At 67.5% G+C, this 13,083-nt stretch carries 10 protein-coding genes; 8 read left to right on the forward strand and 2 right to left on the reverse strand.

What is annotated here, in order from left to right; all coding sequences use genetic code 11:
* Positions 1-414 (reverse strand): neutral zinc metallopeptidase (locus B0T44_RS22855; protein WP_176219233.1); only part of this gene is annotated, 414 nt, incomplete at its 3' end.
* A gap of 142 nt (positions 415-556) precedes the next feature.
* Here B0T44_RS22855 and aspS point away from each other — a divergent pair.
* The gene (aspS, locus tag B0T44_RS22860) at positions 557-2,377 is read left to right on the forward strand and encodes an aspartate--tRNA ligase (protein WP_077115185.1); all 1,821 of its coding nucleotides are present in this window, start codon (positions 557-559) and stop codon (positions 2,375-2,377) included.
* Between the two features lie 78 nt (positions 2,378-2,455).
* On the opposite strand, the gene B0T44_RS22865 is transcribed toward aspS, so the two are convergent.
* Complete coding sequence (locus tag B0T44_RS22865) at positions 2,456-3,496, reverse strand: DUF2189 domain-containing protein (RefSeq protein WP_245839170.1); 1,041 nt, start codon at positions 3,494-3,496, stop codon at positions 2,456-2,458.
* Positions 3,497-3,686: 190 nt separating this feature from the next.
* Here B0T44_RS22865 and B0T44_RS22870 point away from each other — a divergent pair, with 190 nt between their 5' ends.
* The 7 genes from B0T44_RS22870 (at position 3,687) to B0T44_RS22900 (ending at position 12,913) form a co-directional block, all read left to right on the forward strand.
* A complete protein-coding gene (locus B0T44_RS22870; protein ID WP_077115099.1) occupies positions 3,687-4,856 on the forward strand; it encodes a phosphotransferase family protein in 1,170 nt (389 codons plus the stop codon).
* 509 nt (positions 4,857-5,365) lie between these two features.
* Entirely contained in the window at positions 5,366-6,721 is a 1,356-nt protein-coding gene (locus B0T44_RS22875) for a replication-associated recombination protein A (protein ID WP_077115098.1), read from the forward strand.
* A 66-nt stretch (positions 6,722-6,787) separates the two neighbouring features.
* On the forward strand, positions 6,788-9,466 hold the full coding sequence (gene alaS / locus B0T44_RS22880) for an alanine--tRNA ligase (protein WP_077115097.1): 2,679 nt from the start codon (positions 6,788-6,790) through the stop codon (positions 9,464-9,466).
* Entirely contained in the window at positions 9,466-10,023 is a 558-nt protein-coding gene (gene ruvX / locus B0T44_RS22885) for a Holliday junction resolvase RuvX (RefSeq protein WP_077115096.1), read from the forward strand. Before alaS ends, ruvX begins: the two co-directional genes overlap by 1 nt.
* Positions 10,020-11,525 (forward strand): endolytic transglycosylase MltG, encoded by a 1,506-nt coding sequence (gene mltG / locus B0T44_RS22890; RefSeq protein WP_077115095.1) that lies wholly within the window; start codon positions 10,020-10,022, stop codon positions 11,523-11,525. Before ruvX ends, mltG begins: the two co-directional genes overlap by 4 nt.
* Complete coding sequence (locus B0T44_RS22895; RefSeq protein ID WP_077115094.1) at positions 11,515-12,342, forward strand: shikimate dehydrogenase; 828 nt, start codon at positions 11,515-11,517, stop codon at positions 12,340-12,342. The genes mltG and B0T44_RS22895 overlap by 11 nt, the downstream gene beginning before the upstream one ends.
* A 97-nt stretch (positions 12,343-12,439) precedes the next feature.
* On the forward strand, positions 12,440-12,913 hold the full coding sequence (locus B0T44_RS22900; RefSeq protein ID WP_245839169.1) for a B-4DMT family transporter: 474 nt from the start codon (positions 12,440-12,442) through the stop codon (positions 12,911-12,913).
* The last annotated feature ends 170 nt before the right edge of the window (positions 12,914-13,083 follow it).

A 13,083-nucleotide genomic window follows, 5' to 3' on the forward strand; every position in this document is an offset into this window, starting at 1 on the left:
GAACGGGCCCACTTCGCTGGTGGCGTTACCGCATCCGGTGGCCACCGCACCCGAGAACAACCGGACATCCGGCGGCACGTACGCCACGCCGGTCTGCTTCGGCAGTTGCGCCGACCAGACGGCGTCCAGGCTCTGCGCGGTCAACACCACCCGGCAGTCCAGGTAGCGGTTGGCGTCCGCGCCGGTGCGGCAGCGTTCGGGAGTGCCCTCGACCCCGGGCTGGGTCTGCTGCTGGTCCTGGGCCCCGGTGAACCGGCCGAGCACAGTGCCGGGATCACCGCCGACCAGCAGCGCCAGCACCAGGACGATGAGCCCGCCTGCGCCGCCGCCGAGTACCATTTTGCCGCCGGGTCCCGGTCCGCCGCCGGAAGAAGCGCGGTTCGGATCGATCTGCAAACCCTCGTTGAAGGTCATAGCGAATCCCTTGTCCGGTGACGTGTCAGTACAGCTTCCCACTGTCTCCCGCGATATCGGTTTCCACCCTGGCTTCGTGTCTCATTACGATGGCAACCGCATCCGGAGGACCTCCGGTACCACATCCGTCGAAAGGAATCCCGTGCTGCGCACCCACTTGGCAGGCTCGCTGCGAAGCGAGCAGGCCGGTCAGACCGTCACCCTCTGTGGCTGGGTGGCCCGGCGGCGTGACCACGGTGGCGTGATCTTCATCGATCTGCGTGATGCGTCCGGGGTGGCGCAGGTGGTATTCCGCGAAGGCGACGCGGCCGAGCAGGCGCATCGGCTCCGCGCCGAATACTGCGTGCGGATCGTCGGCGTGGTCGAACAGCGTCCCGAGGGCAACGAGAACCCGGAGCTGCCCACCGGTGCCGTCGAAGTCAACGTCACCGAACTGGAGGTGCTCAACGAAAGCGCCCCGCTGCCGTTCCAGCTCGACGAACAACCCGGTGAGGAGGCCAGGCTCAAGTATCGCTACCTGGATCTGCGCCGCGAAGGCCCCGCGCATACCATCCGGCTGCGGTCGAAAGTGAACGCCGCCGCCCGCGCCGTGCTCGCCGAGCACGAATTCGTCGAGGTGGAGACGCCGACCCTGACCCGCTCCACCCCGGAAGGCGCCCGCGACTTCCTGGTGCCCGCCCGCCTGCAGCCGGGCAGTTTCTACGCGCTGCCGCAGAGCCCCCAGCTGTTCAAACAGCTGCTGATGGTGGGCGGTATCGAACGCTACTTCCAGATCGCGCGCTGCTACCGCGACGAGGACTTCCGCGCCGACCGCCAGCCCGAGTTCACCCAGCTCGACCTGGAAATGAGTTTCGTCCGCCAGGAGGATGTGATCGGGCTGGCCGAAGAGATCCTGGTGGCGCTGTGGGAGCTGATCGGCTATCGGATCCCGACCCCGATCCCGCATATGACCTACGCGGAGGCCATGCGCCGATTCGGCAGCGATAAACCGGACCTGCGTTTCGGGGTCGAGATCACCGAATGCACCGAGTTCTTCCGCGACACCCCGTTCCGGGTATTCCAGGCGCCCTACGTGGGTGCGGTCGTCATGCCGGGCGGGGCGAGCCAGCCGCGCCGTCAGCTCGACGCCTGGCAGGAATGGGCCAAACAGCGCGGCGCCAAGGGGCTCGCGTATGTGCTGGTGGGGGAGGACGGGACCCTCGGCGGCCCGGTCGCCAAGAACCTCAGCGACGCCGAACGGGCGGGCCTGGTCGAACACGTCGGGGCGCAGCCGGGCGACTGCGTGTTCTTCGCCGCAGGGCCGGTGAAGGCGCAGCGCGCGCTGCTCGGCGCGGCACGGGTGGAAATCGCGCGCAAGGTCGGCCTGATCGACGAGAACGCCTGGTCGTTCGTGTGGATCGTGGACGCGCCCCTGTTCGAGCCCGCCGAAGAGGCGACCGCGAGCGGTGACGTGGCCCTGGGCTACTCGGCGTGGACCGCGGTGCATCACGCGTTCACCTCGCCCAAACCGGAATCGATCGACACCTTCGATACCGACCCGGGTTCGGCGCTGGCCTACGCCTACGACATCGTGTGCAACGGCAACGAAATCGGCGGCGGCAGTATCCGTATCCACCGCCAGGACGTGCAGGAACGCGTGTTCCAGGTGATGGGGATCAACCATGAGGAGGCGCAGGAGAAGTTCGGCTTCCTGCTGGATGCCTTCGCGTTCGGCGCCCCGCCGCACGGTGGTATCGCCTTCGGCTGGGACCGGATCGTCGCGCTGCTCGCGGGCCTGGACTCCATCCGCGAGGTCATCGCGTTCCCCAAGACCGGAAACGGTGTCGACCCGCTCACCGACGCGCCCGCCCCGATCACCGCCCAGCAGCGTAAGGAAGCCGGAATCGACGTCAAACCCAAGGTCGACGGCGCCGTGAAAGCACAGGCGGGAAAGGCGGCCGAAGCCGAGCCGTCTGCGCGGTAATCGCGACCACAACAACGACGAGTCCCGAGTCCGCTACCCGGGTGGTCCCGGGACTCGTCGCCCTATTGCCGGTCGAACTCAGACATCGGATACCGGACCACCGGTGAGCGTGCGATACGCATAGGTCACCGCGATCGCCGAAACCGGCCCCGCGATCAGCAGACCGAAACCGCACAGCAGCGCGCCCAGGAACGTCATCACGATCACCGAGCCGACCAGCAGCAGCACCGGCCAGATATTCGCCAGCACCAACAGCACGCTCGACCGGATCGCCTCAATCGGGCCCTCGTCCTGATCCACCACGAAATGCAGGGAGAACACACAACCGATACCGATGGCGATACCGGGCACCAGGCACAGCGCCGAGGCCAGTGAGGTGGCCGAGAACGCCAACAGCGCGGTCAACAGTACGTTGCCGACATTCGGCAGATGAAAGTACGAGCCGAAAGCCGAGCGGTAGCCGTCTGTTTCGTACAGCGCCCCACGCACCAGCGCGGCCTGCAACAGCCACAGGCCGGCCATCACCACCAGGAAGATCAGCACCAGCGGCACCAGCGTCGTCGGTTCGAAAATCCGCACGATCAGCACGAACAGCAGGTAGAGGACGAGCCCGAGCGAGGTCACCGCGACCCACGGACCCGGATTGCGCCGGAACTTCTCCCACCCGTAGCTCAGCGAATGCCCGACATCGAGCGAACCGGGAACACCGGCCGCCGCCTGATACCCGTAGATTCGCTGCTCCGGTGCCGGACCGGTGCCGGGAGGGCCGTAACTCGGTTGTTGCCCACCACCCACCGGAGGTGGTGGTAGCACCGGCCCGCCGTGTTGCGCCGCGCCAGGGCCGCCGAACAGCGGATACCCCGCAGCACTCGGGGATTCGTGCCGCGCCTGTGCGGCGCCGGCGTCGTACACCTGCGAAGCGGGTTGCGGTGGGGCGGGATAACCGGACGGTGCCGCTGGTTCCCGTGCGGTACCGCCGGATTCGGGCACCGCTGCGCCCGGCCGAGATTTGTCGAGATCCGGCTGAACCGGATGCGAAAGCGCGCCGGAAGGATCGCCTGCCCCACCCGGGCCGCCCGATCCAGTTGTGTCCGGCGCGGATTGCGGTGTGTCGGGCACGGCGGCAGACCTTTCGGCTCAGCTGGTTTGCGGTGTGGCGCACAGCAGTTGACGTCGAGAAAACCCGACCGGTGCAATCGTGTCAAGCACGCGGCGCGGCGCGCGCAGGGTACCCGGACACGCCCGACGACGCGGAAAGGTTGCTCAACCGCTCACAAGAAGAGACCGAAAGCGAGTAACTTGGGAGACGATGACCGCACTATTGGCCGAACGCGCCACCGAAGTCGTGTCCGCAGCACAACAGTTGCTCACAAAGCGCATGGGTGCTCCGGTGAAGCTGAGCGACCCCATCGAGCTCAGCGGCAGTGGCAGGACAACCGTCCTACGTGTGCGAGTTGCAGAGAACGCGTTCTCGCTACCCCGCACCCTGATCGTCAAACAGGTACGCGGTGCCACGCCGGGCCCGAAAAACGTGACCATCACGCCCGGCGTCGCCAGCGTCGACTCCGCCTTTCTCCGCGAAGCGGTGTCCTACCAGTTCACCACCGCGCTCAGCCGGGAACAGCGGCCAGGCGCCTACCTCATCGCCCACAGCCTGCCCGAACGGCTGCTCGTGCTCAGCGACCTCGGTGAGAACACCAAACTCACCAACGTGCTCCGGGCCAAGACCGAACCGGCCACCAGAAACGCCATGATGGCGTTCGCGCAGGCACTCGGCCGCATGCACGCCGCCACCGTGGGCCGCGAACCCGACTTCGTCGCACTCCTGCGCCGAGTCGACGTCGCACACCGCGTCGACGGCATCACCCAGCAAGCCGAAGCCGCCGTCACCGAAGTGCCCCGCCTGCTGCACCGCGAACTCGGCATCGACATCACCGACGATGTCGCCGAACACATCGCCCATGCCGCCCGCCTCTTCTCCGGCGGCCGCTTCCGCGCTTTCAGCCCCTCGGACCTGTGCCCCGACAACGTCATCCTCAACGACGAAGGCGCCCGCATCCTCGACTACGAATGGGGCGGATTCCGCGACGCCACCCTCGACATCGCCTACGCCCTCGTCTCCTTCCCTGGCTGCCTGTGCGACGTCGAACTCTCCCGCGAACGCGCAGCACAAATGGTCGAAGCATGGCGCGCCGAAGTCGTCGGCGTCTGGCCCGCCCTCGCTGACGACACCCTGCTCGCCGAGAAAATCCTCGAAGCCCGGCTCATCTGGGTATGGCTCACCACCTACTGGTTCCTCCCCGCAGACCACACCCGAATCGCCGCCGCCCGCGAACACGGCCTGTCGGTTCCCCGATCGGAAGCCCTGATCAACCGATGGGCCGCCCTCGCCGAAGACGCCCGATGCAGCGGAAACGACGCCATCGGCGACCTCGCCGAACGCGTCTCCGCCGAACTAGAGGAACGCTGGGCTGTGTGATTTGGCCGCGCCTCCGGCGCGGCGGGTTTGCGGCCCCCTGGTGGCTCGCGTTTCCGCACCCGCGACTCGCGCCTTCGGCGCATGCGCTGCGGGTGCGGAAACGCGAGCCGGGCCGCAAACCGGACGGGGCTGGGGGAGTGGGGGCGGGGCTGTTGGTGGTTTGATGCTGCTAAGGCGGGAACCGAGCCGGGCCCACAACTGGGCGGATTGGGTGAGCGCGATTGGGGCGATTTGGAGCGGCGCGAGAGGGGGCATGCAACCTGACGGCCGAGACCGGTCCCGCATCGACGCTGCCTCACACACTGACTGGCTGAAGGCGAAAGAACGAGACCAGACTGTCTGGGGCGTGAGGGCGGTTTGTGCTGGACCGACCGGATGGAGTTTGAACCAACAATCCGAGACGGTCTCACTCCAACGTCCCTTACCTGCTCACCCAGCCCCGTCCAGGGCGAGTCTTACGAACCCGCCGCGCCGAAGGCGCGGCCATCCAACACAGTACGGTCGCAGGTATGAGCGAGGGACTGTTCGATGTGCCCGGTGGGGAGGTCGCGGGTCAGGTCACGTCGGGTGCGGATGCGGTGTTTCGTGGGGTCGGGGCTTCGGCTCCGCTGGCGGTGCGGATGCGTCCGGTGTCGTTGGACGAGGTGGTCGGGCAGCAACATCTGCTCGGTCCCGGGTCGCCGCTGCGCCGCCTCGTGGAGGGGGCGGGTGCGGCATCCGTGCTGCTCTATGGGCCGCCGGGCACTGGGAAAACCACTCTGGCTTCGCTGCTGTCGCAGGCCACGGGGCGTCGGTTCGAGGCGCTGTCGGCGCTGTCGGCGGGGGTGAAGGAGGTGCGTGCGGTTATCGATGTGGCTCGTCGCAGGCTCACGGCGGGGGAGCAGACGGTGTTGTTCATCGACGAGGTGCACCGCTTTTCGAAAACTCAGCAGGATGCTCTGCTCGCCGCGGTGGAGAACCGTATTGTGCTGCTTGTCGGCGCGACCACGGAGAACCCGTCGTTTTCGGTGGTGTCGCCGCTGCTCTCGCGGTCGCTGGTGCTGCAGTTGCGTTCGCTGACCGAGGCCGATATCCGGGTGGTGTTGCGCCGGGCTATCGATGATCCGCGCGGTCTGGATGGGCGGTACACGGTGACCGATGCCGCGCTCGCACACATCGTCCGTATTGCGGGTGGGGATGCGCGGCGGGCGTTGACGGCGTTGGAGGCGTCGGCGGAGTCGTCGCTGGACGGCACTGTCGATGTCGACCTGGTGGAAGCCAGCATCGACAAGGCCGCTGTCCGCTATGACAGGGCCGGTGATCAGCACTACGACGTGATCAGCGCGTTCATCAAATCGATCCGCGGCTCCGATGTGGATGCTGCGCTGCATTACCTGGCCAGGATGCTCAGCGCGGGCGAGGACCCGAGGTTCGTCGCCCGCAGGCTGATGATCCATGCCAGTGAGGACATCGGTATGGCCGACCCGACGGCCCTGCAGACAGCCACGGCCGCTGCGCAGGTCGTGCAACTGGTCGGCCTGCCGGAGGCGCGGCTGGCGCTGGCTCAGGCCACCATCCATCTGGCGACCGCCCCCAAATCCGGTGCGGTGGTCGCCGCAATCGGCGCGGCCATGGCCGATGTCGCGGCGGGTAAGGCGGGCGCGGTGCCCCCGCATCTGCGCGACGGCCACTATGCGGGCGCGGCACAGCTCGGTAACGCGCAGGGCTATCGGTACCCGCACGACACCGCCGACGGGGTGCTCACCCAGCAGTACCCGCCGGACGAGCTGGTCGGCGTCGACTACTATCACCCGACCGACCACGGTCACGAGCGGTCGGTGGCGCCTCGGGTGGCGAAACTGCGCCGTATCGTCCGCGGCGGGTGATGGGCCTCACCGGCCAGATACCGGCCGGTGCAAACCGGGTGCGACGCACCGGTAGGCTGGATATCTGTGCAGACCCACGAGATCCGACGGCGATTCCTGGACCATTTCGTTCGTGCCGGGCATACCGAGGTGCCCAGCGCATCGCTGATTCTCGACGACCCCAACCTGCTGTTCGTCAACGCGGGCATGGTGCAGTTCAAGCCGTACTTCCTGGGTCAGCAGACCCCGCCGTACCCGCGCGCCACCAGTGTGCAGAAATGTGTGCGCACCGGCGATATCGAAGAGGTGGGGGTTACCACCCGGCACAACACCTTCTTCCAGATGGCGGGCAACTTCTCCTTCGGCGACTACTTCAAGGAGGGGGCGATCCGCTTCGCCTGGGAGCTGATCACCACCCCGCAGGACGCGGGCGGGTACGGGTTCGATCCCGAACGGATCTGGGTCACCGCGTATCAGGACGACCCGGAGGCCGCCGAGATCTGGCGCCGCGTTGCGGGCATCCCCGACGAGCGGATCCAGTTCCGCGACGGCAAGGACAACTACTGGGATATGGGTGTGCCCGGCCCCGGTGGCCCTTGTTCGGAGATCTATTACGACCGGGGACCCGAATACGGTCGTGACGGCGGGCCGGTGGCCGATGAAGATCGGTACCTGGAGATCTGGAATCTGGTTTTCATGCAGGACATCCGCGGCGAGCTGAGCCCGAAACTGGGCCATCCGCCGGTCGGGGAACTGCCCAAGAAGAACATCGACACCGGTATGGGTATCGAACGGATCGCGCTGCTGCTGCAGGGCGTGGACAACGTCTACGAAACCGACCTGCTGCGCCCGATCATCGATAAGGCCGAGGAGCAGACCGGCCGCTCCTACGGTGTCGAGCACGCCGACGACGTGCGTTTCCGGGTGATCGCCGACCACGCGCGCACCGCCGCCATGCTCATCGCCGACGGGGTGAATCCGGGTAACGACGGCCGCGGTTATGTGCTGCGCCGCCTGCTGCGCCGGATCGTGCGCTCGGCTCGGCTACTCGGCGCCGAACAGCCGGTGATGAGCGAGCTCATGCAGGTTGTCCGTGATCTGATGTCGCCGGCGTACCCGGAACTGGCCGCCGATTTCGCCCGGATCGAACGGGTCGCGGTCGGCGAGGAGACCGCGTTCCGTAAGACGCTGAGCACCGGGTCCAAACTGTTCGACGAAACCGCCGAATCGGTGAAGGCGGCCACCCCGGCCGGCCGCACCGGCACCATCTCCGGGACCGACGCCTTCACATTGCACGACACCTACGGGTTCCCCATCGATCTCACCTTGGAGATGGCCGCCGAGGCCGGGCTGACGGTGGATGAGGAAGGTTTCCGTTCGCTGATGGCCGAGCAGCGCCGTCGCGCCAAGGAGGACGCGCAGGCGCGCAAGCACGCGCACGCCGATCTGTCGGTGTACAAGGAACTCGTCGACCGTGGCCAGACGGAGTTCACCGGGTTCGACGAGCTGGCCACCGACGCGAAGGTACTCGCGCTCATCGCCGACGGGGTACGTGTTCCGGCTGCGACTGCGGGCCAGGACGTCGAGGTCATCCTCGACCGCAGCCCGCTGTACGCCGAATCCGGTGGCCAGATCGCCGACCGCGGTGCGATCACCGCATCCGGGCTCAAGCTGCGGGTCAACGACGTGCAGAAGATCGCCAAGAAGCTGTGGGTGCACAAGACCACGGTCGAGCAGGGGCAGATCACCGAGGGCGACGTTGTCCTTGCACAAGTCGACCCGGCCTGGCGTCGCGGCGCCACCCAGGGCCATTCGGGCACCCATATGGTTCACGCCGCACTGCGGCAGGTGCTCGGGCCCAACGCGGTGCAGGCCGGTTCGCTGAACAAACCCGGCTATCTGAGGTTCGACTTCAACTGGCAAGGCCAGCTGTCCGAATCCCAGAAGACCGATATCGAGTCCGTGTCCAACGACGGCGTCGGCGCCGATTTCCCGGTCAACACCTTCGTCACCGACTTGCCCAAGGCCAAGGAGATGGGTGCGCTGGCCCTGTTCGGCGAAAACTACGGCGACCGGGTGCGAGTGGTGGAAATCGGCGGCCCGTTCTCGATGGAATTGTGCGGCGGTACCCATGTGGAGCATTCGTCGCAGATCGGCCCCATCACCCTGCTCGGCGAGTCCTCGGTCGGCTCCGGGGTGCGGCGTGTCGAGGCGTTCGTCGGCCTCGATTCCTACAAGTATCTGGCCAAGGAACGCGCCCTGCTGGCCGGTGTCGCCTCGGCCCTGAAGGTGCCCTCCGACGAGGTGCCTGCGCGGGTCGAGCAGTTGGTGGAGCGGTTGAAGGTCGCCGAGAAGGAACTCGAGCGCACCAAGGTCGCGGCAGTGCTCTCTTCGGCGGCGACGTTCGTCCAGCAGGCCGAGCGGGTCGGCTCGCTGTTGCTGGTGGCTGCCGCCGCGCCGGAAGGGGTCGCGGCCGGTGATCTGCGCACCTTGGCCACCGATATCCGCGGCCGGTTCGGTAGCGAGCCCGCTGTGGTGGTGCTGCTCGGCAACACCGACGGCAAGGTGCCGTTCGTGGTCGCGGTGAACAAGCCCGCGCAGGAACTCGGTGTCAAGGCCGGTGAACTCGTCGGTTCCTTCGGTCCGAGCATCTCCGGCCGCGGCGGTGGCAAACCGGAAATGGCCCAGGGTGCCGGTTCCGACCCTTCGGGTATTCCGGCGGGTCTGGCGGCGGTCCGGGCCCGGGTGGCCGAACTGGCCGGATGATGGGGGACGCCACCGCGCGCAACCATCCGGCCGATCGGCCCGATCCCGGCACCGACCCGGGGCGGGGCAGGCGGATCGCGATCGACGTCGGCAGCGTCCGGATCGGGGTCGCCGCGAGCGACCCCGACTGCCTCCTCGCCACCCCGGTGGAAACCGTCGCGCGGGCGCAGCGCAAAGCCCGCTCGGCCGGCGCGGGCACCGATATCGCACGGATTGCCGAGATTGTGCGGGAATACGAAGCCGTGGAAATAATCGTCGGCTTGCCGCGTACTTTACGCGGGGAGAAGGGCACTGCCGCTACGCTGGCAATCGAGTTCGCCGAACGTTTGCGGGAGGCGGTGGCTCCGGTGCCGATCCGGCTTTCCGACGAACGTTTGACTACGGTGTCTGCTGCACGTGCATTGCGGGACAGTGGGGTTCGCGCACGCGGCCAACGCCGGGTGATCGATCAGGCGGCCGCCGTGTCGATCCTGCAGGGATGGTTGGACGAACGGAGTTCGGTATTGAGGTCGGTCGAGGAAGCGGAGCGTCCCGCGTCGTCCGGGGACGATAAATGACGGATCGGTGGGCGCAGGCCGAGGAACGCTTCCGCAGGCAAGAAGCCGACCGGAAGTACCGCCGAGACGAGGCGGCGTGGGCGCGGGCGAGCAGAGCGCAGACCTCCGCGCCGGCCGCCAGGGATCGCGACGACGAATGGGATGGCTGGGACAGCTACAACGACGACGACACCACGGTCATTCCGGTCTATACCGACGAGGACCCGCTGGACGAGGCCGACACCGAGCCGCCCGCGAAGGCGCCGACGAAACGTCCCGCCCGCACCAGGGCGCGCACCGCACGTGAGCGCGGCGGGAAACGGCCGGCGGGACAGCGCGGCAAACGTTCCCGCATCGCTTCCCGTAAGGCTGCTGAACGGAAGAAGAAGCGCCGCACCCTGATTCTCGTCGGCGCAGCGCTGGCGCTGGTGCTCGTCGTCGCCGTCGGATACGCCGGGATGAAGTTCATGAATCGCTACACCCCGGCCGAGGATTTCGCGGGCCCGCCCGGTCCGCTGGTGGTGGTACAGGTGCGTTCGGGTGACACCGCAACACAGATCGCCGAAACCATGTACGACAAGGGCATCGTCGCCAGCTCCGCGGCATTCTATGAAGCGGCGGTGCAGAATTCGGCGATGAACACGGTCCATCCCGGCTACTACGCGATTCCGAGCCACAGCCCCGCGGCGGACGCGGTGAGCGCGCTCGTTTCGGGTGAATCGCGGGTCGGCGCTCTGGTGGTGTCCGAAGGCAGGCAACTGCACGACCAGCACGACGTCAATACCGGTGCCCGCAAGGAAGGCATCTACACCAAGATCGCCGCCGCCAGCTGCATCGGCGACGCGGCGGACGGCCGGTGTGTCACCTATGAGCAGCTGGAGGCTGCGGGTGCGGGCATGGACCTGGCCGCCCTCGGGGTCCCGGAGTGGGCGATGGAGGCGGTGCGGCAGGTACCGGACCGAGCCAGGCAGCTCGAGGGCCTGATCGCGGCGGGAACCTGGAACTTCGATCCGACCGGCACAGCGGAGCAGATCCTGAAGCAGCTGGTGAGTGAAAGCGCCCGCAGCTACGAATCCACCGGTCTGCTGCAGTCCAGCGGCAACACGGGCTTGAGCCCGTACGAAACGCTCATCGCTGCTTCGCTCATCGAACGTGAAGCGTTGCCGCAGGATATGGGCAAGGTCGCCAGGGTGATCGTGAACCGGCTGGAAATCGGTCAGCCCCTGCAGTTCGATTCCACCGTCAACTACACCCTCGACACCACAGAGGTGGCGACCACCGACGCCGACCGCGCGCGAAAGACCCCGTGGAACACCTACGCCATGGCCGGGCTGCCCGCGACCCCGATCTCCGCGCCGTCACTGGCTGCGCTCAGTGCCATGGAGAACCCAGAGCCCGGTGACTGGCTGTATTTCGTGACGATCGACCAGAAGGGGACCACGCTGTTCACCGACAGTTACTCCCAGCATCTGCGCAATATCGACCGTGCGATGGAGAGCGGGATTCTCGACAGTGGACGTTGAACGACCCGGTGGGCGGCGTGCGGCGGTGCTCGGCAGCCCGATCACGCATTCCCGTTCCCCGCAGCTGCATCTTGCCGCCTATCGCGCCCTCGGCCTGGACTGGACATACGAGCGGATCGAATGCACGGCGGCGCAGCTGCCCGGGCTGGTCGACGGGCTCGGGCCGGAATGGGTCGGGCTGTCGGTGACGATGCCGGGTAAGGAAGCCGCGCTGGCCTATGCGAGTGCCCGCACCGAGCGTGCGGTGCTGGTCGGCTCGGCCAACACGCTGGTGCGCACACCGGACGGCTGGCGCGCCGACTGCACCGATGTGGACGGGGTGCTCGGCGCGCTGCGCGGCGCGGGTGTGGGCTCGATCGCCGAAGCGGTGGTGCTCGGGGCGGGCGGTACCGCGCGCCCGGCGCTGCTGGCCCTATCCGAACTCGGCGCCCGTGCGGTGACCGTGGTAGCTCGCGATGCCGGACGTGCACGCGGGGCGGTCGAGCTCGCCGAACGGCTCGGGATGGCCGTGACCGTGATCGGTTTCGACCCGGCGGCGCTGTCAGCGGTATGCGGGCGGGCCGGCGCAGTGGTCAGCACTGTTCCGGTGGAGGCGGCTGCGTCGGTCTCGGACGCGGTTGCCGCGGCGCCGGTGGTGCTCGACGCCATCTACAACCCGTGGCCGACCCCACTGGCCGAAGCTGTTGCCCTGGCCGGGCACACCGTGGTGGGCGGGCTCGACATGTTGTTGAACCAGGCCTACGGCCAGGTGGAGCAGTTCACCGGCAAGCCGGCGCCGCGGGCGGAAATGGCGGCTGCGCTGACGTCGGCGTCGTAGCGGCGGCCGGGCTCGTACGAGCCCGTTACCAGCATGACCATCCCTCTGTAACGGGTTCTAGTTCTATCGGTCCGGACGTGGGGTTATGGTGTTCGACATGACTGCTTGGGTGTTGCGGGCCACAGTGCTCGGCGTGCTGGCCGTCGCGCTACGGGTGGTGCTGGGATTCGCGATGGTGTACTGGCCGACTCATGGAATGTGGTTGCGGCTGCTGTGCCTGGTTGTGCTGATCGGCGCCGCAGTGGCCTGGGGCATACTGGACGGGCGCAGCGCCGGCGCAGTCGACTTCGACCGGGAGCACGGCCCGGACCTGACGATTCGCTGGCTGAAAGCAGGTGTTGCGGGCGGTCTCGGCAGCGGCCTGCTCGCCTCGATCCTCGATCTGCTGCCGCGCTTCGACCTCGGCGACAACGGTCTGCTGTTCGAGTTGACCGCGGGCGCTTCGTTCATCATTCTGCTGATCTTCGTGCCCGCGCTGATCGGTGTCGGTATCGGTAGGCGGCTCACTGCCCGCAAGGACGGTGGCGCCGGTATGTCGATGGGCCAGCGTCCCGCAGGCTCAGCGGCATAACCGACATCCTCTGCAGCCTGCTGGAGAGTCTCGCGCTCGGTGAGCCGGTCGAGCAGCGCTGCTTCGGCACGAGGAATCGACCCGGCGGCAGCCGCGTGCACGGCCCTGAGGGGCACGCGGGAGCGCGCCTCATAGCCCGGCGACGCTGCACACCGTTGCGCACTGCCCCT

Source organism: Nocardia donostiensis (assembly GCF_002081715.1).
Taxonomy (GTDB): Bacteria; Actinomycetota; Actinomycetes; order Mycobacteriales; family Mycobacteriaceae; genus Nocardia; species Nocardia donostiensis.

What these genes read in the sequence shown, in the direction of transcription:
- B0T44_RS22870 (WP_077115099.1), top strand. Translation starts at nt 3,687, where the DNA reads ATGACCGCACTATTGGCCGAACGCGCCACCGAAGTCGTGTCCGCAGCA.
- B0T44_RS22875 (WP_077115098.1), top strand. Translation starts at nt 5,366, where the DNA reads ATGAGCGAGGGACTGTTCGATGTGCCCGGTGGGGAGGTCGCGGGTCAG.
- ruvX (WP_077115096.1), top strand. Translation starts at nt 9,466, where the DNA reads ATGGGGGACGCCACCGCGCGCAACCATCCGGCCGATCGGCCCGATCCC.
- mltG (WP_077115095.1), top strand. Translation starts at nt 10,020, where the DNA reads ATGACGGATCGGTGGGCGCAGGCCGAGGAACGCTTCCGCAGGCAAGAA.
- B0T44_RS22900 (WP_245839169.1), top strand. Translation starts at nt 12,440, where the DNA reads ATGACTGCTTGGGTGTTGCGGGCCACAGTGCTCGGCGTGCTGGCCGTC.